This window comes from Corynebacterium sp. MSK218 (assembly GCF_030232655.1).
Taxonomy (GTDB): Bacteria; Actinomycetota; Actinomycetes; order Mycobacteriales; family Mycobacteriaceae; genus Corynebacterium.
This window is the reverse complement of record NZ_JASPGN010000005.1, coordinates 1-21,038: the sequence shown is the minus strand read 5'-3', so window position 1 is coordinate 21,038 and position 21,038 is coordinate 1. Positions and strand designations below refer to the sequence as shown.

Sequence of the window (21,038 nt, the reverse complement as noted above, 5' to 3'; positions counted from 1 at the left end):
AAAAACTATTGTGTCGTGTGTTCATTGCTCGTCTATGTTTCACAAAGAATCTTTCACTGATGACACTCTCGCGTCTTGCCACCGCCGCCGTGGCTGTTGTTAGTACTGCATCCGTCGCATCCTTGGGCGTTAGTCCTGCCTGTGCTGCGGAAAGTGCGCACAATGGCCCCAAGAATATCATCTACATGATTGGTGATGGTATGGGCTACGGCCACCTGGCACTCACCAACCTCTATGAGACTGGCCAATCCAAGTACCTCGTTGACGGCGCCTTTGGTGACGAGAATCTGAAGGAAAAGGATGGCGACACCGTCCAGTCCTACGAGGAATTTAACCGCTTGTCTATGGCAACCTTCCCGATGGGTGGCTCCTATGACCCGGAGCAGGCGTGGAAGACCCACGAGTACGTTATGGAAGGCAAGATTACGGACTCGGCCGCGGCAGGCAGCGCGATGGCTACTGGCGTGAAGACGAACAATGGAATCCTTGGTATGTCGCACTACGGCATGAAGGAAGAAAACATGTCTGAGCGCGCTAAGAAGCAGGGGAAGTCTGCTGGCGTTGTCTCCTCGGTTGCCTACTCTGAGGCGACACCCGCTGCATGGGCAGCACACAACATGGACCGCGACAAGTTGCAGGACATCACCAAGGAGATGCTGGACAGCGACCTCGACCTCGTGATGGCGGCCGGACACCCCTTCTACAACAACGATCACGAGAAGCTCGATACTCCGGACTACAGCTTCATCTACGAGGATGATTACGCCAAGCTTTCCGAAGGCAAGACGGACTGGAACTACTTCGAATCCAATGATGACTTCAAGAGCATGGCTGACGGTGACGTCGAACCAGACAAGAAGTACTGGGGCATCGCTCAGGTAGGCTCCACCCTCCAAAATTCCCGAACTGGCGAGGCAGAGGCACCCTATTCGGATGAGCTCAACGATGTCGTTGATCTGCCAACTATGACCACTGGTGCTCTTAATGCCCTTGGCCAAGACGAGGATGGCTTCTCCGTCATGATTGAGGGCGGTGCTATCGACTGGGCTGGCCACGGCAACAACCCAGTCCGCGATATTGAAGAGACGCAAGACTTCAACAAGGCTGTCGATGCGGCCATCGAATGGGTAGAGAAGAACTCCTCTTGGGAAGACACCTTGCTCATCGTGACCGCTGACCATGAGACGGGTTACCTTTCCGGCGCCAATGAGGTGCCGACGGAAAAGAACCCAGAGGCCGATAACAAGTTCAACGCTATGGCAGGTGCCAAGGATGAGGTGGCGCGTCACGGCTGGTACTCCGGTCAGCACACCAACCAGCTCGTCCCGTTCTTCTTCAAGGGCGCGGGTGCTGAGGACATCAAGGCGCATGCGGCCGGAACTGACCCGGTCCGTGGTGATTTCATTGACAACACCACGGTGGCGAACTTGGTCTTTGACCAGTGGTGGATCAGCGATGCCGACACACCGAGCGAGGATTCTACGACTGAGAATTCTCCTCAGCCGGCACCGTCTGACGACAACAAGCCCTCCGAGCCCTCCAAGGAACCAAAGCCGAGGAAGGACGCTGGGAGCAGCAAGAACTTCGGTGCTGGTGTTGCCACAGGCATGGGCATTCTTGCCGCCGTTGTAGCCGCACTCGCTGCGTTTGGGCAGCAGATGGGTCTGGTCAACGTCAATGTGAAGGCATTGACTGACCTGGCGAAGCGCATCGGACTGCGCTAAGTCGCGCATATAATTGCGGGGGACGGTGCTAGGCGCAGTCCCCCTTTCTCTTACCCGCAGCTAGTGCGCAGCCCACGTGAGTGGAGGAGAACTTTTCAATGGCAAGGTCGGTGGGTACCGTCAAAGCTATGGATCTAGATTTCTCGTCGGCATTTACTGAACGCACTCCACGCGTGGTCAACGCCGCCAAATTGCATCGCGCGGCCAATCGAAGGAAGGCCGATCGCTTCATCATTGAAGGCGAGAACGCTGTGGACGCAGCCGTGTCTACAGGAGCGGCGACAGATGTCTTCGTCACAGAGAAGGCAGCCGAGCGCTTCGCGCACATCGTGACCACGTGCAGCTACATGGACGTGTATGTGCACCCGATTACTGACAAGGCCGCGAAACATCTCTCGGATACGGCGACGAGCACTGGACTCTTTGCAGTGTGCCGCCCAGTTTTGTGGACCGCGGGCAAGATTTTGGCAGGAAAACCGAAGCTGGTATCTGTCCCGGTACTGACCTCTGAGCCCGGTAACGCGGGAACTCTGATTAGAACGTCCGATGCCATGGGTGCTGACGGAGTTATCTTCGCCGGTGACACCGTAGATCCTTTAGGTTGCAAGGTAGCGCGAGCTTCAGCAGGTTCGCTCTTTCACATTCCAGTGGCACGAGACCCCAACATCAAGGACGTGCTGGGTAAGTTGCGTTCTTCAGGAATGCAGGTGCTAGCTACGGCTGCTGATGGTGAGGTAGATCTAGCCGATGCAGACCTGTCACAGCCTACGGCGTGGCTGTTCGGCAACGAAGCGCATGGCTTGGGCGACCTTAAGGATGAGGCGGATATGCGCGTGCGCATTCCCATCCTTGGCCGAGCTGAATCCTTGAACCTCGCTACGGCAGCCAGCATCTGCCTCTACGAATCCGCTAAGCAGCAGTCCAACTAGCCCCGTCGGCGCGCGAGGGCTGGTGGGCACAGGTGTCAGGCTGCACGGTAAGATAGCTCCCGTTAGTTTTCGTGCGAGAAGAAGGTAATTTAGGCACGTGTCCGACACACCTCAGATCGAATTGACCGAAGAGGCCCTCGAGGCAGCCGCGGAGAAGGCCATTGCCGCCTTCGAAGCTGCACATGACCTTGAAGAGCTCACTGCCGCGCGCCGCGAGCATCTCGGCGACAGCGGCTATATTCCGCAAGCCCGTCAGTCCTTGGGGCAATTGCCCAAGGATCAGCGCAAGGATGCTGGCCGCGCGGTAAATATGGCCCGCGGCAAGGTAGAGAAATCCTTTGCACAGATTCGTGAAATCCTTGAGCAGGAGGCCCGCGCTGCCCAGCTTAAGGCGGAGAAGGTTGACGTCACCATCTCGACGACCCGCGCGCAGACCGGTGCGCTGCACCCCATTACTGCGTTGTCGGAGCGCATCGCCGACATCTTCGTCGGTATGGGATGGGAAATTGCTGACGGCCCCGAGGTGGAAGCCGAGTACTTTAATTTCGATGCCCTGAACTTCAAGCCGGACCACCCGGCACGTACCCTGCAGGACACCTTCCATGTGGGAAAGGAAGGTTCCAAGCAGGTGCTGCGCACGCACACCTCTCCGGTGCAGGTCCGCACCATGTTGGACCGCGATGTACCTCTCTACATCGCGTGCCCGGGCCGAGTCTTCCGCACCGACGAACTGGATGCAACCCACACTCCGGTTTTCCACCAGGTGGAGGGCCTTGCCGTGGATAAGGGCCTGACCATGGCGCACCTGCGCGGCACCCTCGAGCACCTAGCTAAGGTCCTTTTCGGACCGGACACCACCACGCGCATGCGCGTCAATTACTTCCCATTTACTGAGCCCTCCGCAGAGGTTGACGTGTGGTTCCCCAACAAGAAGGGTGGCGCCGGCTGGATCGAGTGGGGCGGCTGCGGCATGGTCAACCCCAACGTGTTGCGCGCCGTAGGCATCGATCCGGAGGAGTACACCGGCTTCGCCTTCGGCATGGGCCTTGAGCGTACCTTGCAGTTCCGCAATGGCTTGACCGATATGCGTGACATGGTCGAAGGCGATGTCCGCTTCACCCTGCCCTTCGGCGTGCAGGCATAAAAACCCAGAAAGGATAGAAAAGAAACAATGCTTATTTCCCAAGACTGGGTTACCCGCATCCTGGGCTCCGCACATTCCGGCTGGACCGTGCCCTCTGAGGATCTTGATTCCGGCTTCGTCCGCGTGGGCTTTGAAACCGAAGGCTACGAGGCGCTCCCGGAGACCACTGGCCCGCTTGTCATTGGCCAAGTTGTCGAGATCGAAGAACTTACCCAGTTCAAAAAACCTATCCGCTACTGCCAGGTCAATGTTGGCCAGGCCAACGGCACGGGTGAGCTGCAGGGCATTATCTGTGGTGCCCGCAATTTCCGCCTCAACGACTATGTCGTGGTCTCTCTCCCGGGAGCTGAACTGCCGGGCGGCTTTAAGATTGCCGCACGTGAAACCTATGACCACATTTCGAATGGCATGCTCTGCTCCGCCGCTGAGCTCGGATTCGGCCCTAAAGCTGATGGCATCATCGTCCTTGGTGATGACGTCGCAGACAAGGTAGGGGAGGACGCCCGCCCGATTATCGGTTTGGCCGACACTGCCTTCGACGTCAACATCACCCCAGACCGCGGTTATGCGCTCTCCGCCCGTGGCCTTACCCGTGAAATTGCCTCGGCCTTCGATCTCACCTTCCCGGACGTGGCTCAGGACCCGAGCGTGGCCGGTGTTGATACCTCGGCAGTTCCGGAGGTACAGGGCACGCTTATCGACGTTGACTTGCGTGACGAGACTAAGGCCCAGCGTTTTGGCCTGCGCAAGGTATCAGGCATCGATCCGACTGCACGCACCCCGTTCTGGATGGAGCGCGAGCTCATGTTGTCCGGTCAGCGCAGCGTCAACGTAGCTACCGATGTCACCAATTACGTCATGCTGCTCCTTGGCGCCCCGATGCATGCCTTCGACGCCAACGTCGTGAGCGGTGATCTTGTGGTCCGTAATGCTGCGGAAGGGGAGAAGTTCGAAACACTCGACCACGTCAAGCGTGAGCTGTCTGCTGGTGATGTGGTCATCTGCGATGACAACGGTATCCAGTCCCTGGCTGGTGTTATGGGCGGTACGACCTCCGAGATCTCTGATGAGACCACGGACGTCTACTTCGAGTCCGCTATTTGGGATCCGATTACTGTGGCCCGTACGTCGCGCCGCCACAAGCTGTCATCGGAGGCCTCCCGCCGCTTCGAGCGTGGTGTTGACCCGGCCATCGTGGAAATTGCCCTCGACGTGGCCTGTGCGCTGCTGCAGCAGATTGCCGGTGGCACTATCGAAGCTGGCCGTACGTTGGTCGGGGACGTCGCCAAGCGCGAGCCCATTAGCCTGCGCGTCACTAAACCCAGCGAGTATGCCGGTGTGGAATATTCCCGCGAGACTGTCGTGGCGCGTCTTGAGGAGGTTGGCTGCACTGTCGCCGATAACGGTGAGACCCTCGAGGTTACCCCGGCGACGTGGCGTACGGATATCTCCATGGACGTGGACCTCATTGAGGAAGTACTGCGTCTCGAAGGCTTGGAGGATATTCCAACCGTGCTGCCTACCCCGGCAGGTGGTCGCGGATTAACCCCAGCGCAGAAGCGCCGCCGCGCCATCGGACACGGTCTGGCTTATGCCGGCTATGCCGAAGTGCTGCCGTCACCGTTCATTGCCAACGACACCTTTGATACCTGGGGTCTTGACAAAGACGATGCTCGCCGCCAAACCGTTGCGGTACAAAACCCGCTGGAGGCAGACAAGGCAGTGCTGTCCACAACTCTGCTTCCCAACATGCTGGAAGCCATCGCCCGCAACGTCGCCCGTGGCCGTCACGACCTTGCTCTCTTTGGTCTCCAGCAAGTGGCCTTTAAACGTGCCGAAGCCTCCCCGATGCCGTCGGTGGAGTCGCGCCCGTCTGATGAGGTTGTCACTGAGTTGCTTGATTCCCTGCCGGAGCAACCGCTCCACGTTGCCACCGTGGCCACCGGCAACATCGAGCACGAAGGTCCGTGGGGAGCAGGACGTGCCTACAGCTATGCCGATGCCATCGAGTCCGCCCGCCAGGTGGCTCGTGCCGCTGGTATTGATGTAACCGTAAAGGCAGCGGAACAGCTGCCGTGGCACCCGGGCCGTTGTGCAGCCATCGTGGTGCGTGGAACTGACGGCGAGGAGTCCATCGTGGGTTACGCTGGTGAATTGCACCCGCAGGTCCTTGAGGCACTTGAGATTCCGGCACGTACCTGTGCCATGGAGCTTGATGTCACTGCGTTGCCTCTGGATGAGAAGTTCCCGGCACCGGTTCTGTCCTCGTTCCCAGCGCTGCACCAGGACATTGCTCTGGTTGTCGACGAAGAGACCCCTGCCGAGCAGGTTCGCCTTGTGGTCGAAGAAGGTGCGGGCGAGCTGCTGGAATCGGTGGAGCTCTTCGACGTCTTCCGTGGAGAGCAGCTCGGTGAAGGCAAGAAGTCCCTGGCGTTCCAGCTGCTCTTCCGTGCTGGTGACCGCACGCTGACGGACGATGAAGTTAACGAGCACCGTCTTGCCGCTGCGGAGCTGGCCAAGCAGCGCTTGGGTGCAGAGATGCGCGCCTAGCGCATTGTGTTAGCTGTTCAAGTGAGGCGGCTGTACGCAACGCTGAGGACACGGTAGGTCGGGGAGCGATCCCCCTCCTGTGGCGTAGGTGTGGGCTGCGCCATAACCTAAGTGGCGCAGCGTTTCCACACTGAAAGGATTATCCTCACTATGCGATTGATTTCTCGTCTTGCTGCGACTGCCGCAATCGGCAGTGCTTTGGCTGTGGCGCCTCTGGCCTCAGCCAACCCCACACATGGTTTCTCTAACGCCGATGGCACGGTAACCTGTGATGCCACAAACGTCGATGGTACCTACATCAGCTGCCTATCCTCTGGTGCACGTGCCACCCGTCCTGAGTGCAACCCGCCGAACGAGTTGGTTCCGCAGTTCAGCTACTATGCCGGCCGATCCCATGCCGGTTGCTGGAACCAAGGCATGATGGCTGAACAGTTCAAGCACCTGCAGCCAGGCCAGATTCACCAGTTCAACGAGGTGACCGTCGTAGCTGATAACCAGGGTGGTCTGCACTTTGTGGGTCCAAAGGGCTACCTGGGTTACGCCGGTAAGAAGGCGGTCTCGGGACCTGAAGGCATGGGTTCCATCTCTTCCCGCGCCCTCTAGTCGCCCCTTATTCATTCCCTATTCCTTCACGCCCTTCCTTTCCTTTAGCAACACCCGGAAAAATCCACGCTCAAAGTGGGGATTTCCGGGTCTTGCTGATCCTAAGATGGGGAAGTAGGAATCTCATTCGCTGAATAACATACAGTCCACTGCATTGTTTGCTATGGTTGGCGACATGACTATTTCAGTAGCAATCGCAGGAGCCACAGGGTACGCAGGCGGCGAAATCCTGCGTCTGTTGCTTTCCCATCCGGCCTACGTGTCTGGTGAGCTGCGTATCGGCTCACTCACCGGACATTCCAACGCCGGGCAACGAGTATCTGAACTTATGCCGCATCTGCCGCAGTTGTCGGATCGCGTCATTGAGGACACCACGCCGGAAACCCTCGCGGGTCATGACATCGTATTTCTCGGTCTGCCCCATGGTCACTCAGCGGAGATTGGACGCCAGCTAGGGGAGTCCGTCACCGTGATTGACTGTGCGGCAGATTTCCGCCTGCGCAATAAAGCAGATTGGGATGCCTACTATGGCGGGGACTATGCCGGCTCATGGCCTTATGGAATTCCGGAAGTCCCCGGAAACCGTGAGAAACTTCAGGGCAGCAACCGAGTGGCCGTGCCGGGGTGTTTCCCCACCGCGATTACCCTGGGTGCTCTGCCGGCAGTGGCGAAGGATCTCATCAAACCAGAGCTTTCCATCATTGCCATCACGGGTGTGTCCGGAGCGGGTAAGAAGGCATCTGTTGCCCAGCTGGGTGCGGAAACCATGGGCAACCTCAAAGCCTATAAACCAGGTGGTACCCACCGTCATACACCCGAGGTGGTCCAGAACCTGCAACCTTTTACCGACGAGACTGTGTCGGTGAGCTTCACTCCCGTTCTCGCCCCGTTGCCCCGCGGCATCTTGGCAACGATTACAGCGCCGCTCAAGGGGGACGTCGATAAGCGCAGCGTCCATCAGGCCTTCCGTGACTTCTATGTTGACGAGCCTTTCTGCCACGTCTTGGACGAAGGTAAGCAGCCAGAGACTCAGAATGTCGTGGGCACCAACATGGTTCATATCCAGGCGCACGTGGATGAGAATGCACAGCGCCTGATTGTTACCGCTGCGCTGGACAATCTGTGCAAAGGCACCGCGGGTGCAGCCGTCCAGTGCATGAACCTGACCCTGGGCTGGGACGAAACCCTTGGTCTCCCGCAAGCTGCCGTGGCACCTTAAGCCTTACCGCAAAGACTCGACTACTACCTCTCACGTAACCAAGGAGACACACTGATGATTACCGCCCCCGCTGGTTTCATTGCTGGAGCAACAACTGCTGGAATTAAGCCCTCCGGCAAGCCTGATATGGCGCTCGTTATTAACCAGGGTCCCCATTTCGATGCTGCGGCCGTGTTTACCCGAAACCGCGTGGTTGCTTCCCCCGTGAAGCTTTCCCGCGAGGCGGTGGCGAATGGACAACTACAAGCGGTTATTTATAATTCGGGCAATGCCAACGCCTGTAATGGCGTTCAGGGCGACAAGGATGCTGCGGCCATGGTGGCGGCGGTATCCCAACGAACTGCCATCCCGGCGGCTGACATCGCTGCATGTTCGACGGGTCTGATTGGTGAACTGCTGCCGATGGAGAAGGTGCTGGCCGGTATTGATGTCGTGGCAGGAAACCTCGGTGCGGATAAGGCGAATGGGCACGCGGCCGCGGAGGCCATCATGACGACCGATACGGTGGTCAAGGAAGCGACCTTTTCCGGCAACGGCTGGTGCATAGGTGCGATGGGCAAAGGCGTGGGCATGATGGCGCCGTCTCTTGCCACAATGCTGGTGTGCCTGACTACCGACGCCCGCGCTAACGCTGAAGCCCTGCAGTCAGCGCTGCGTAAGGCGTGTGACCTGACCTTTAATACGCTGGATGTGGATGGTTCGACCTCGACCAATGACACGGTCATCATTATGGCTTCGGGTGCATCGGGAGTGGAACCCAGCCAGGAGGAATTGGATGCTGCGGTTTTGGCTGTGTGTTCCGATATTGCGGATCAACTGCAAGCCGATGCCGAAGGCGTAACCAAGCGCGTCAAGATCACGGTGGAAGGCACAACTAACGACGAACAAGCACTCAACGCGGCGCGCACCTTGGGACGCGACAACCTCTTCAAGTGCGCCATGTTCGGCTCTGATCCGAACTGGGGCCGCGTACTTGCGGCAGTCGGCATGGCGGACGCAGACATGGACCCAGACAATATTTCGGTGTTCTTCAACGAGCAAGCGGTGTGTATTGGGTCCACCGGTGCGCCCGGTGCCCGCGATGTGGACCTTTCCGGCGCAGACATTGATGTCCGCGTAGATCTCGGCAGTGGCGGACCAGGTTCGGCTTTCGTGCGGACGACTGACCTTTCCCATGATTACGTGGAGATCAACTCCGCGTACAGCTCGTAAAGGCCTGACGAGGAGGACTGATGATTCAAGGATTAACCAATGCGGACCGCGCCACCGTTCTCGCGGAAGCGCTGCCGTGGCTGCAGCATTACCGCGACAAAATCGTCGTGGTGAAGTACGGCGGTAACGCCATGGTGGATGAATTGCTGAAAGCAGCCTTTGCCGCTGACATGGTATTCCTACGTACCGTCGGTGCGAAGCCTGTTGTGGTGCACGGCGGTGGTCCGCAGATCAATGAGATGCTGGGCAAGCTGGGCATTGAAGGCGAATTCAAAGGTGGGTTCCGAGTCACTACGCCAGAAATCATGGACGTGGTGCGCATGGTGCTCTTCGGTCAAGTGGGACGGGGCCTGGTCAACCTCATCAACTCCCATGGTCCCTATGCCGTGGGCACGTCCGGTGAGGATGCAGGATTGTTTAGTGCCCGCAAGCGCCTCGTGGACGTCGATGGCGTGCCGACCGACATCGGAATGGTGGGTGAGATCGTCGACGTTAACCCTGACGCCGTCAAGGACATTATCGAAGCTGGGCGGATACCGGTGGTCTCCACCATTGCGCCCGGTCAGGATGGCGAGGTCTACAACATCAATGCAGACATTGCGGCGGGTGCCTTAGCCACAGCATTGGGCGCAGAGCGCCTCGTCATCCTCACCAACGTGGAAGGGTTATATACCGACTGGCCCAACCGCGATTCACTGGTGTCCAAGATTGAAGTTGAGAAACTCAAAGCGCTGCTGCCGGGGCTGGATTCAGGAATGATTCCGAAGATGGAGTCCTGCCTGATGGCGGTGGAGGGCGGTGTTAATGCCTCCCATGTCATCGACGGCCGCATTGCCCACGCCGTGCTTCTGGAGCTGCTCACCATGGGCGGTATCGGAACGATGGTGTTGCCGAATGAGTACAAACGCGAGGATTACCCCGAGGGAACAGTCTTTAGGAAGGACGATACACAGTGACTGAGCACAAGAAACTCACTGAACGGTGGGGCGAGGTTCTGAGCAACACCTATGGCACTCCGCCGGTAGCCTTGGTATCCGGTCGCGGATCCACAGTCACGGACGAGGACGGCAAGGACTATATCGATCTGCTGGCGGGCATCGCGGTGAGCTCCTTGGGCTATGCCCACCCCGCCATTGTGGAAGCAGTAAGCACACAAGTAGCCACCCTAGGGCATGTATCCAATCTCTTTGCCAGCCCTCCCGTGGTAGAAACTGCCACCAAACTCCTTGAAAAGGTGGGGGACAACGATGCCCGCGTGTTTTTCTCCAATTCAGGCGCTGAGGCCAACGAAGCGGCCTTCAAGCTCGCACGCCTCACTGGCCGCCGCCGCATTCTCGCGGCACACCACGGTTTTCATGGCCGCACAATGGGATCGCTGGCTATGACAGGGCAGCCGGGCAAGCGCAAGGCCTTTGAACCTTTTCCGGGCGGGGTGGAGTTCTACACCTATGGTGATATTGACTACCTCACTACGTTGGTAGAGCAAGACCCAGAGAACACTGCCGCTATCATTCTGGAGCCTGTACAGGGAGAGACCGGTGTGATTCCAGCACCTGAAGGCTTTCTGACTGCGGTGCGAGAGCTGTGTGACCAGCACGGCATCCTCATGATCGTCGATGAGGTGCAGACTGGTGTGGGGCGTACCGGAGACTTCTTTGCTTTCCAGCACGAGGATGTCCTCCCCGACGTCATCACTATGGCCAAAGGTCTGGGCGCGGGTATGCCGATTGGCGCCACGATTTCACGTGGTCAAGCGCAGGGACTGTTGAGCCCTGGAAGTCACGGAACCACCTTTGGAGGAAACCCGGTGTCCTGTGCGGCGGCATCGGTGGTACTGGACTGCGTGGATGAATCCTTCCTCGCTGAGGTCACGCGAAAGGGCCAGTGGTTGGCCCGCGAGGTAGGAAACTCCCCAGTGGTCTCCTCTGTGCGCGGTCGAGGGCTTATGCTAGGTGTTGTATTAAATAAACCGGTAGCGAAGGAGGCTGTGGCCGTGGGATTACAGCACGGACTCGTCCTCAACGCGCCAAGCAGCGAGGTCGTGCGTTTGACCCCGCCCCTAGTGATTACCGATGATGAACTCGCGCAGGCAGTTGAACGCCTGCATAAGGTATTGGAGGAAGTTGGATGAGTCCACGCCATTTCTTGGCTGATGACGACCTCACACCGCAGGAGCAGGCCGAGGTTCTTGACCTGGCCCTAAAACTGAAGCAGGACCCCTTCTCATCGCGCCCGCTTGAAGGGCCAAAGTCGGTCGCGGTGCTGTTTGACAAGACGTCGACGCGCACACGCTTTTCCTTCGAAGCTGGAATTGCCGCATTAGGCGGCCACGCCATCGTCACCGAAACCAAGTCCACCCAGATGGGCAAAGGCGAGACCTACCAGGACACTGGTGCGGTGCTATCCCGTTTCGTGGAAGCCATTGTGTGGCGCACCTACGAGCATCAGAATCTGCTTAACATGGCGGAAACCGCCACTGTTCCCATCGTGAATGCTCTCTCCGATGACCTGCATCCGTGCCAGATTCTGGCGGACTTGGTGACGTGCCGCGAAAACTTCGGAAACCTAGCCGGCCGCAAGGCCGTGTACTTGGGCGATGGCAACAACAACATGGCGAATTCCTACATGCTCGGCTTTGCCACGGCTGGCATGGAGATGGCCATCGTTGCTCCTCAAGGTTTCCAGCCGCAGCAGAAGTTTGTGGACCGTGCGCGCCAACGCGGTGACGTGACGGTGACCGATTCCCTGGAGGCGCTGGAGGGCGCCGACGTGGTCATTACGGATACGTGGGTATCAATGGGCCAGGAGTATGACGGCAAGGATCGCCGGACCCCGTTCCTGCCATATCAGGTCAACGCTGAGGCTATGGCCCGCGCCAAGGATGACGCCATCTTTTTGCATTGCCTGCCGGCGTACCGTGGAAACGAAGTGACTGCTGAGGTTATTGACGGCCCTCAGTCCCGTGTTTTCGACGAGGCGGAAAATCGCCTTCATGCCCAGAAGGCGCTGTTGGTATGGCTTCTGGCACATCAGGAGGAGAACTAAAACCTATGACCACCACGCCCACGACTCGCAATGCGCGCCAAGCCAAGATTCTGGAAATCCTGGACCGTACTCGGGTGACCAGTCAGGTGCAGCTCTCAGAGCTGCTTCTCGACGAAGGGATTGACATCACCCAAGCCACCCTGTCCCGCGACCTCGATGAATTGGGCGCCAAGAAGGTCAAACGGGATGGTGGCCGCTCCTTTTATGTCGTGGGCGGAGAGCTGGAGCAATTCGAAGACCAGCTCAATGGCCCGCGAGAAAAGTTGCGTCGCATGCTCGACGAACTGGTGGTCTCCCATGACTACTCCGGGAATATTGCGATGCTGCGCACGCCAGCTGGTGCGGCGCAGTACCTTGCTTCGTTCATTGATCGCGTGGGTTTGCCCGATGTTGTGGGCTGTATTGCTGGCGATGACACCATCTTTATCCTCGCACGTGAGGACGTAGGCGGTCGCGAGCTGGCGGAGAAACTCACCAACCGCAGCATTTAACATTTATACGAACGTCTGTATAATATAAATTCGATCGACGTGATCGCACCCTGTATGACTCTAAGGAGTAACTCACTATGACTGCACGTGTTGTGCTTGCCTACTCTGGCGGACTGGATACTTCCGTTGCCATCCCTTACCTGGCCAAGATGACCGGTGGTGAGGTTATCGCCGTGTCCCTCGACTTGGGCCAGGGCGGCGAGGATATGGAGTCCGTGCGCCAGCGTGCTCTCGACTGTGGTGCTGTCGAATCCATCGTCGTTGACGCCAAGGACGAGTTCGCCGAAGAGTACTGCCTGCCTACTATCAAGGCCAACGGTATGTACATGAAGCAGTACCCGCTGGTGTCTGCCATCTCTCGCCCCCTCATTGTCAAGCACCTCGTGGAGGCTGCACAGGAGCACGGCGGTACCCACGTATCACACGGCTGCACCGGTAAGGGCAACGATCAGGTCCGCTTTGAGGTGTCTTTCCGTGCACTCGACCCGGCTCTGGAGATCATCGCGCCGGCTCGTGATTACGCCTGGACCCGTGACAAGGCTATCGCCTTCGCCGAGGAAATTAACCTGCCGATCGAGCAGTCCGCTGCCTCACCATTCTCCATTGACCAGAACGTGTGGGGCCGCGCGGTCGAGACCGGATTCCTCGAGGATCTGTGGAACCCGCCGACAAAGGATCTCTACGCCTACACCGAGCAGCCGGACTTGGGCAACGCTCCGGACGAGGTCACCATTACCTTCGACAAGGGTGTCCCGACTGCCATCGACGGCAAGCCGGTCACCGTGCTCGAAGCCATTGAGGAGCTCAACCGCCGTGCCGGCGCCCAGGGCATTGGCCGCCTCGACATGGTGGAAGACCGCCTCGTGGGGATTAAGTCCCGCGAAGTCTACGAGGCCCCAGGCGCCATGGTGCTCATCAAGGCCCACGAGGCTCTCGAAGACGTCACTGTCGAGCGCGAGCTGGCTCGCTACAAGCGCCTGACGGACGCCCGCTGGTCTGAGGAGGTCTACGACGGCCTCTGGTTCTCCCCGCTAAAGCGCTCCCTCGATGCCTTTACCGAGTCCACCCAGGAGAACGTGACCGGCGATATCCGCATGGTTCTCCATGCCGGCACCGCCACGGTAAACGGACGCCGCTCCGGCCAGTCCCTGTACTCTTTCGATCTGGCCACCTACGACACCGGCGATACCTTCGACCAGACCGCAGCCAAGGGCTTTGTTCAACTGCACGGTCTGTCTACTCAGATCTCCAACCAGCGTGACCGCGACGGCGGATTCCCCACCGGTAAGTAAGGAAACAATGCACAAGACCAATGAGGGCGCCCTGTGGGGCGGCCGCTTCTCGGGCGGCCCCTCTGAGGCGATGTTCGCCCTGTCCGTATCTACCCACTTCGACTGGGTTCTTGCCCCGTACGACGTGTTGGCTTCCAAGGCTCATGCCAAGGTACTGCATAAAGCCGGGCTGCTCTCCGACGCCGACCTGGACACCATGCTCGCCGGCCTCACCGAGCTAGGGGAGAAGGTGGCCTCTGGCGAATTCAGTCCGCTGCCTACCGACGAGGATGTCCACGGCGCTATGGAACGCGGGCTTATCGACATCGTCGGACCTGAGGTCGGTGGCCGTCTGCGTGCCGGCCGCTCCCGCAACGACCAGGTGGCAACCCTGTTCCGTATGTGGGTCCGTGACGCTGTGCGCGACATCGCCCTTCAGGTCGCCGACTTGGTCGATGCACTCGTGGGGCAGGCGGAGGCTCATCCGGATGCGATTATGCCGGGCAAGACGCACTCCCAGGCGGCTCAGCCGATTCTTCTTGCGCACTCGCTGCTAGCCCATGCCCAGCCTTTGCTGCGCGATATTGAGCGCCTTCAAGATTTGGACAAGCGCTTGGCGGTCTCGCCATATGGCTCCGGCGCGCTCGCGGGTTCTTCGCTGCACTTGGACCCTGAGGCTATTGCTGAAGAGCTTGGCTTCGACTCTTCCGCCGAGAACTCTCTCGACGGTACTGCCTCCCGCGACTTCGCGTCGGAGACGGCTTTCGTTCTTACCCAGATTGCCGTAGACATGTCTCGCCTTTCGGAGGAGATCATCTACTGGTGTACTCCGGAGTACGGCTACGTCACGTTGGATGATGCTTGGTCTACGGGTTCGTCGATTATGCCGCAAAAGAAGAACCCGGATGTTCCGGAGCTGACCCGTGGCAAGACGGGCCGACTCATTGGCAACCTCACTGGTTTGTTGTCCACGCTCAAAGCGCAGCCGCTGGCCTACAACCGTGACCTGCAAGAAGATAAGGAACCCATCGTGGATTCCGTGGCGCAGCTTAACCTGCTCCTTCCGGCCATGACTGGCCTCGTGGCCACGCTGACGTTTCACGAGGATCGTATGCGTGAGCTGGCCCCGCGTGGTTTTACCTTGGCTACTGACTTGGCTGAGTGGATGGTGCGCCAGGGTGTGCCTTTCCGTGAAGCCCACGAAGCTTCCGGCGCCTGCGTCCAGCTGGCGGAAGCCCGCGGCGTGGACTTGGTGGATCTCACGGATGAGGAGCTGCAGGGCGTCGACAAGCGCCTGCTCCCCGAAGTGCGTGAGGTGCTCACCATTGATGGGGCAGTGGCATCGCGCGCTACCAAGGGCGGCACCGCCGGTGTACGTGTAGCCGAACAGCGCGAGCGCGTGAAAGAGCTCTCCGCTGAAGCACGTGAGTGGGCAACAACTCCGCTGCGCTAGGCACAACAGTTTCTGCAACCGCATGGTCTTTTCGGCCATGCGGTTCTTTTGTTGGGGGACTTTTGTGGGGGTGAGTGCGTGTGAAGTTCAGCGACGGTGCCTATCACTCTTTATGATTTAGGTCATGAGCAGCCCATCGTCGAAAGGACGCAGCAAGTCTTTTGTGGCCGCCGTGGTTTTCCTTGTGATCGCTGTGGTGTCCATCGTCATCGGGCGCGGGGGAATCTCCATGCCGAGTTTTGGTAGCTCCGGGGACATGAAGCACATTACGGGTGCTATTAGCCCCGAGCAGGAGATCTTTTTCAAGGATCCGGACACGATTCAGGCTCTGAAGAAGCACGATATTGAGCTTGAATTCGATGTGTATCCGGCACAGGAGATGATGGAGCTCATGGATGGCTCAGGCAAAGAATATGACTTTTATATGCCAGAGCTCGACGGCGCAGCCCACACTCTTGAAACCTGGGGCGTAGATTCGGCAAGCACGGAGCGACATGGCCGAACCCACGAGGTTTTTTCCACTCCGCTAATCGCACTCGTGCATAGCGACCTCCTCGAGGATATGAAATCGCACGACCTGGTGAAAGAGACCGGTGGCCAGAAGTCATTGAACCTGTACACGCTCGTGGAGATGTCCCAGAACGGAACCCGGTGGCGGGATATTAGCCCCTCCTTTGGCTCGCCCCGTGTTGTGGACGTGGCGGTTCCAGGGGTAACCGAGTCGAATGCTGCGCTGCGCTATGCCAGTGTCGTGCGTGAAGCGGGTTTGGCAGTGGCCGCACAGGAACAGGGAAGTGGAGACCTTACACAGTTAGACGAGCAGGCGCAGGAGAGTATGCACCGTCTTATCGCGGACCAAGGCTACGGTGAGACCACGTCCCAGGGAATGCTTGATGCTTTCTTGCGTGTAGGCAAAGGCGAGATGCCGATGGTGCTGACTACCGAGGAGCAGTATCTGCGCCTTGTGAGTGGTGGCAAAGTGATGTCGCAGTACACGCCGTTGGTGCTGGGGCCGCCGGCGTCGCTTAACAGCACGGTGGTACCCCGCACGGACAAAGGGGAACTGCTAGCCGAGGCACTGGAGGATGATTCTGCCCAGGAAGCAGCAGCCCAGCTTGGTCTACGGACGAAGACTGCTAGCTTCTTTGCACGATTTGCCGAGAAACAGGATTATGACATTCCCGTGATGGTCAATGAAGACAGCCCACAAATGTGGGACTATTACGACGAAATCCTGCAGGAATTCGGCTAGGAACCGGCAGTGAAATCATCAGGAAGGTTGATGCACATGTTTCGCTCACTAAAAGTTCTGGTTGCTGTAATGAGCGCGATGGCTTTGACGGCATGCGGTTTGGGCGACCTGCTCGACGAACCACTAACCCCAGGCTCCGGTTCCAATTTCAGTGGAGGCCTCAATATCGTGGCGGCTACGGAGCTAACGCCATTGGAGCCTGTGTTTGACGACGCCTCCCGAGACCTCGGCTTCGATATCTCCATGACGACCGAAGACGGCACGCTCGCCAATTCCCGCAAGCTGAAGCAGGGCGGGTTCGATGGTTCCTACGATGCCACCTGGTTTGCCACCAACCGCTATGCGCGCATTGTTGGCGCCGACAGTAAGCTTGGCAAGGAATTCAGTGTCGCGCGTTCCCCGGTTGTTCTTGGTGTGCAGTCCTCTGTGGCCAATGAGAAAGGCTGGACCACCACGCAGCCAACATGGCAGGAAATTGCGGATTCTGGCATTACCTTCGGTATGACTGATCCGACGACGTCGAATTCGGGTTTTTCGGCGCTGTCTGCGGCGACAACCGCGTTTGCTGATACCGGCCGTGCTCTTTCAGAAAAGGACATCCGCCAAGCCACGGGTAAGGTGCAAAAGCTTTTTGCTAACCAGACCTTGACGTCGGGCTCCTCCGGTTGGCTGGCGGATCGATTCCGGGAGCACCCAGAGCAGGTAGACGCCATTTTCAACTATGAGTCTGTGCTCTATCAGCTGAAAGATGAAGGCGCAGACCTCGAAGTGGTTATTCCCTCCGATGGCGTTATTTCTGCGGACTACCCGTTGTCTGCTCTGACTAGTTCGCAGGATAGCGATGCCGAAGGCAAGGTGCAGGCCCTAGCTGAATGGTTTGGTGAGCACCCAGAAAAGCTCAAGGATTACCACTTGCGAGTCGATGACTCTGACCTACCTGGAACGGTCTTTGAGCTGCCGTACCCGGCAAATGAGACGACCGTGGATGCCCTTGGAGACGCGTTTGCGCACGAGCTACGCAACCCCGGTAATACTGCCTTGGTCCTGGATACATCGGGTTCGATGGAAGGTAAGCGCATTGACCTTCTCAAGAGCAGCCTGCGCCCGCTTATCGACGGCTCCGCTGACGGAACCCCAGATGGTGAAGGTCAAGTAGCTTTCCGAAACCGCGAACAGATCAAGCTCATCCCGTACTCGTCCGAACCGCAACAGCCCACGCGCGCACGAGTGGACAAGGATAATCCGGCGACCACAAAGGAACTTGCTGACCGCGTTGACCGCCTTGTTGCCGATGGTGATACTGCCACTTTTGAGGCTGTCCTCAATGCCTTGGATGAGGTGGATACCACCAATGGTGATATTGGAACGGTGGTCCTCATGACGGACGGCGAGGTAACGCGCGGGCGTACATTCGCCCAGTTCAAGAACGACTATGATAAGCTTCCTCCGGAGAAGAAGGAGATCCCTGTCTTCGTCATCTTGTATGGTGAAGCCAATATCCAGGAGATGCAAGAACTGGCAGAACTCACCGGCGGTAAGACCTTTGATGCGCTCAACGGCGACCTAGCTGCTGCCTTCGAAGAGATTCGCGCCTACCAGTAGACCCACTCCGCCTATTCCCAGGAGGATCTCAATCCCATGAATGCCCTGAACTCACGCAAAGCCATCGTTGGTGTTGTGGTGACCGCACTCGTTGTGGTCTTGCATGTTCTTACCGGTGGTGGCCTGGGCTTCCTGTGGCCCGTTGTGGCCGTCTGCGCTGGAGCAGCAGCAGGACTGGTAACACCCCCGAAACAGCCGAAGGCTATCGAAGCTCCGAAATCGGGCCCGGGGGAACTCACCAGTACTTTGGAGGAAGTTCGGTATGCCTTGGGGCGTCGCCAAGTACCTGGCCCCGTACAACGCGCTTGGGACTCGTTTGATGAATCGGCGCTGTGGGTTCTGAATAATTGGCGCCGCCTTAATGATGCGCCGCACCAGCAAGCGCTGGTGCGTGACATGATCGAAGAACACTCCACGGAACTAGTCAAGTCCTACCTTGAGGTCACGGATTTGAAGAACCCTGCAGCGGTGAAAGAGATGAGCGAATCGCTCGACATCCTTGGTCGAGAGATGCAGGAAATTCGCGACGCCATCTCTCAAAACTCGGTGCGTAACCTACGCAACCATTCCATGGCGCTCAAACTCGAATATGGCGGGACCCTTCCCTCCATCGAATCTAAGGAGGTGTAGGGTTAGCGGTTATGAGTCTCGATCCGAAGCTGCTTGACATATTGGTGTGTCCACAGGATAAAGGTCCGCTGAACTATCTGGCCGAGGAACAGGTCTTGGTGAACGAACGCCTTGGCGTGGCCTATCCCATTGAGAACGACATTCCCGTCATGCTGGTAGACCACGCAGTTCCGTGGCCGGCTGAAAAGTAGCTCTTAGAGCACGGAATTTACATCTAAAGGAGACTTCATGAACATTATTGATGAGCTGCAGTGGCGCGGACTCATTAACCAATCCACCGACCTCGACGCACTCCGCGAGGCCTGTGAAGAGCCGATTACCCTGTACTGTGGCTTTGACCCCACCGGCGATTCTCTGCATGCCGGGCACTTGGTACCGATGATCATGCTGCGCCGCTTCCAGGAAGCTGGCCACCATCCCATCGCTTTGGCCGGCGGTGCAACGGGGCAGATTGGTGACCCGCGTGATGTGGGGGAGCGTTCCATGCTCTCGCAGGAGACCATTAACGAGAACATGGTCGCTATCAAGAAGCAGCTGCGCCAGTTCATTAACTTCGAGGGCGAGAACGCTGCGACCATGGTCAACAATGCTGACTGGACTTCGCAGATGTCCGTCATTGACTTTCTGCGCGACGTAGGCAAGAACTTCTCGCTCAACACCATGCTGGACCGCGATACCGTAAAGCGCCGCTTGGAGTCTGACGGTATTTCCTACACCGAATTCTCCTACATGCTCCTGCAGTCCAACGACTACGTTCACCTGCACAATGAGCTTGATTGTGTTCTGCAGATTGGCGGTGGTGATCAGTGGGGCAACATCGTCTCCGGTGTTGACCTCAACCGTCGCGTTAATGGTGCCAAGGTCCACGGTCTCACTGTTCCACTCGTGACAGATGCGCAGGGGCAGAAGTTCGGCAAGTCCACAGGTGGCGGCAAGCTATGGCTCGACCCAGAGAAGACCTCTCCGTACTCCTGGTACCAGTACTTCCTCAACGCTGGCGACTCCGTTGTCATTGACTACCTGCGGTGGTTTACCTTCCTGAGCCAGGAAGAGATCGCTGAGTACGAGCAGAAGGTAGCCGATGAACCTTTCCGCCGTGAAGCTCAGCGCCGTCTAGCCCAAGAGATGACCACCCTTGTTCACGGCGAGGAGGCTACGAAGTCGGTCGAGCTCGCTGCACAAGCACTCTTCGGCAAGGCGGAGCTTGCTGACCTCGATGAACAGACTTTGGCCGGTGCGTTGTCGGAAACCACCGTGGCCGAGATTGCTTCTGGGGAACCGCGTACCATCATTGACCTGTTGGTCGCTGCTGGTCTGGCTGACTCCAAGGGAGCTGCCCGCCGAACCGTGAAAGAGGGCGGCGCCTACGTCAACAACCAGCGCATTGAGGCTGATGACTGGGAGCCGGGCAAAGATGATCTTCTTCACGGCGCTTGGCTGGTCCTTCGCCGCGGCAAGAAGAACTTTGCCGGCGCCAAGCTGGGTTAACTAGTACGCGCATAGTCGGCCGACCATAGGAAGGTCTGCTTACCGAATTTCGAATCCCCGCTGCTTAGCGCAGCGGGTTTCATAGTTTTCAGCACGATATCCCATCGTTTGTGGTCTAGAGTGGGCTGGCGCCGGCGCTAATGGACTCCACAGTGAAAGCTCAAAATCCATGTTGAGCAGGAGATTTGTTGAAAGATGAAGTCGTGCGTATATTTATCCCAGTCGCCGCGACAAGCGGATGACACGGAGATTAACTCCTAGTTGACAAAGGATAAACTTGTTGGCTAGAGTATGAACTCCAGCCGCTCAGAGCAGTGAATATAATCTTTCACCTGCGAAGAACGTGCGGATGATGTGTGAGAACTCAATAGTGTGCCAATGTACTTTTTTGTGTTGGTTGATTGTAATCATTGTTGGCCGTGATG

The 21,038-nt window shown here is 58.1% G+C and carries 18 protein-coding genes; all 18 read left to right on the top strand.

All coding sequences use genetic code 11. The features are described 5' to 3' along the window. The first annotated feature begins 59 nt into the window (after positions 1–59). Positions 60–1,724 (top strand): alkaline phosphatase, encoded by a 1,665-nt coding sequence (locus QP922_RS05120; RefSeq protein ID WP_284808189.1) that lies wholly within the window; start codon positions 60–62, stop codon positions 1,722–1,724. Between the two features lie 128 nt (positions 1,725–1,852). Next, a complete protein-coding gene (locus QP922_RS05115; RefSeq protein WP_284808342.1) occupies positions 1,853–2,653 on the top strand; it encodes a TrmH family RNA methyltransferase in 801 nt (266 codons plus the stop codon). 97 nt (positions 2,654–2,750) lie between these two features. Then, positions 2,751–3,797, top strand: a complete 1,047-nt coding sequence (gene pheS, locus QP922_RS05110) for a phenylalanine--tRNA ligase subunit alpha (protein WP_284808188.1) — start codon at positions 2,751–2,753, stop codon at positions 3,795–3,797. Between the two features lie 27 nt (positions 3,798–3,824). Further along, positions 3,825–6,347 (top strand): phenylalanine--tRNA ligase subunit beta, encoded by a 2,523-nt coding sequence (pheT, locus tag QP922_RS05105; protein ID WP_284808187.1) that lies wholly within the window; start codon positions 3,825–3,827, stop codon positions 6,345–6,347. A gap of 150 nt (positions 6,348–6,497) precedes the next feature. Continuing rightward, entirely contained in the window at positions 6,498–6,950 is a 453-nt protein-coding gene (locus QP922_RS05100; protein ID WP_070670084.1) for a hypothetical protein, read from the top strand. A gap of 175 nt (positions 6,951–7,125) precedes the next feature. After that, positions 7,126–8,169, top strand: a complete 1,044-nt coding sequence (gene argC, locus QP922_RS05095; RefSeq protein WP_284808186.1) for an N-acetyl-gamma-glutamyl-phosphate reductase — start codon at positions 7,126–7,128, stop codon at positions 8,167–8,169. A gap of 54 nt (positions 8,170–8,223) precedes the next feature. Next, positions 8,224–9,381 carry a bifunctional glutamate N-acetyltransferase/amino-acid acetyltransferase ArgJ gene (gene argJ / locus QP922_RS05090; RefSeq protein WP_284808185.1) on the top strand — a complete coding sequence of 386 codons (1,158 nt, stop codon included), beginning with the start codon at positions 8,224–8,226 and terminating at the stop codon, positions 9,379–9,381. A gap of 20 nt (positions 9,382–9,401) precedes the next feature. Beyond that, the gene (gene argB / locus QP922_RS05085) at positions 9,402–10,337 is read left to right on the top strand and encodes an acetylglutamate kinase (RefSeq protein ID WP_284808184.1); all 936 of its coding nucleotides are present in this window, start codon (positions 9,402–9,404) and stop codon (positions 10,335–10,337) included. Then, positions 10,334–11,512: an acetylornithine transaminase gene (locus QP922_RS05080; RefSeq protein ID WP_284808183.1), complete on the top strand. Its 1,179-nt coding sequence runs from the start codon at positions 10,334–10,336 to the stop codon at positions 11,510–11,512. The genes argB and QP922_RS05080 overlap by 4 nt, the downstream gene beginning before the upstream one ends. Further along, positions 11,509–12,426 carry an ornithine carbamoyltransferase gene (gene argF / locus QP922_RS05075; protein ID WP_284808182.1) on the top strand — a complete coding sequence of 306 codons (918 nt, stop codon included), beginning with the start codon at positions 11,509–11,511 and terminating at the stop codon, positions 12,424–12,426. Before QP922_RS05080 ends, argF begins: the two co-directional genes overlap by 4 nt. A gap of 5 nt (positions 12,427–12,431) precedes the next feature. Beyond that, positions 12,432–12,917 (top strand): arginine repressor, encoded by a 486-nt coding sequence (locus QP922_RS05070; RefSeq protein WP_039675572.1) that lies wholly within the window; start codon positions 12,432–12,434, stop codon positions 12,915–12,917. Positions 12,918–12,994: 77 nt separating this feature from the next. Beyond that, entirely contained in the window at positions 12,995–14,209 is a 1,215-nt protein-coding gene (locus QP922_RS05065; protein ID WP_070670097.1) for an argininosuccinate synthase, read from the top strand. A 7-nt stretch (positions 14,210–14,216) separates the two neighbouring features. Further along, complete coding sequence (gene argH / locus QP922_RS05060; RefSeq protein WP_284808181.1) at positions 14,217–15,641, top strand: argininosuccinate lyase; 1,425 nt, start codon at positions 14,217–14,219, stop codon at positions 15,639–15,641. Between the two features lie 124 nt (positions 15,642–15,765). Continuing rightward, on the top strand, positions 15,766–16,893 hold the full coding sequence (locus QP922_RS05055; RefSeq protein WP_284808180.1) for a hypothetical protein: 1,128 nt from the start codon (positions 15,766–15,768) through the stop codon (positions 16,891–16,893). A gap of 36 nt (positions 16,894–16,929) precedes the next feature. Next, a complete protein-coding gene (locus tag QP922_RS05050) occupies positions 16,930–18,495 on the top strand; it encodes a vWA domain-containing protein (RefSeq protein WP_284808179.1) in 1,566 nt (521 codons plus the stop codon). A 36-nt stretch (positions 18,496–18,531) separates the two neighbouring features. Beyond that, positions 18,532–19,125, top strand: a complete 594-nt coding sequence (locus tag QP922_RS05045) for a hypothetical protein (RefSeq protein WP_284808178.1) — start codon at positions 18,532–18,534, stop codon at positions 19,123–19,125. 11 nt (positions 19,126–19,136) lie between these two features. Next, a complete protein-coding gene (locus QP922_RS05040; protein ID WP_284808177.1) occupies positions 19,137–19,316 on the top strand; it encodes a Trm112 family protein in 180 nt (59 codons plus the stop codon). 37 nt (positions 19,317–19,353) lie between these two features. Further along, positions 19,354–20,613 (top strand): tyrosine--tRNA ligase, encoded by a 1,260-nt coding sequence (tyrS, locus tag QP922_RS05035; RefSeq protein ID WP_284808176.1) that lies wholly within the window; start codon positions 19,354–19,356, stop codon positions 20,611–20,613. Positions 20,614–21,038: the final 425 nt, after the last annotated feature.

Bases quoted from the DNA above. Each gene is read 5' to 3' on its own strand.
- argF (WP_284808182.1), top strand. From the start codon at position 11,509: ATGAGTCCACGCCATTTCTTGGCTGATGACGACCTCACACCGCAGGAG.
- QP922_RS05115 (WP_284808342.1), top strand. From the start codon at position 1,853: ATGGATCTAGATTTCTCGTCGGCATTTACTGAACGCACTCCACGCGTG.
- argB (WP_284808184.1), top strand. From the start codon at position 9,402: ATGATTCAAGGATTAACCAATGCGGACCGCGCCACCGTTCTCGCGGAA.
- QP922_RS05100 (WP_070670084.1), top strand. From the start codon at position 6,498: ATGCGATTGATTTCTCGTCTTGCTGCGACTGCCGCAATCGGCAGTGCT.
- tyrS (WP_284808176.1), top strand. From the start codon at position 19,354: ATGAACATTATTGATGAGCTGCAGTGGCGCGGACTCATTAACCAATCC.
- QP922_RS05120 (WP_284808189.1), top strand. From the start codon at position 60: ATGACACTCTCGCGTCTTGCCACCGCCGCCGTGGCTGTTGTTAGTACT.
- QP922_RS05070 (WP_039675572.1), top strand. From the start codon at position 12,432: ATGACCACCACGCCCACGACTCGCAATGCGCGCCAAGCCAAGATTCTG.
- QP922_RS05055 (WP_284808180.1), top strand. From the start codon at position 15,766: ATGAGCAGCCCATCGTCGAAAGGACGCAGCAAGTCTTTTGTGGCCGCC.
- QP922_RS05065 (WP_070670097.1), top strand. From the start codon at position 12,995: ATGACTGCACGTGTTGTGCTTGCCTACTCTGGCGGACTGGATACTTCC.
- QP922_RS05050 (WP_284808179.1), top strand. From the start codon at position 16,930: ATGTTTCGCTCACTAAAAGTTCTGGTTGCTGTAATGAGCGCGATGGCT.
- argC (WP_284808186.1), top strand. From the start codon at position 7,126: ATGACTATTTCAGTAGCAATCGCAGGAGCCACAGGGTACGCAGGCGGC.
- argH (WP_284808181.1), top strand. From the start codon at position 14,217: ATGCACAAGACCAATGAGGGCGCCCTGTGGGGCGGCCGCTTCTCGGGC.
- argJ (WP_284808185.1), top strand. From the start codon at position 8,224: ATGATTACCGCCCCCGCTGGTTTCATTGCTGGAGCAACAACTGCTGGA.
- pheT (WP_284808187.1), top strand. From the start codon at position 3,825: ATGCTTATTTCCCAAGACTGGGTTACCCGCATCCTGGGCTCCGCACAT.
- QP922_RS05040 (WP_284808177.1), top strand. From the start codon at position 19,137: ATGAGTCTCGATCCGAAGCTGCTTGACATATTGGTGTGTCCACAGGAT.
- QP922_RS05045 (WP_284808178.1), top strand. From the start codon at position 18,532: ATGAATGCCCTGAACTCACGCAAAGCCATCGTTGGTGTTGTGGTGACC.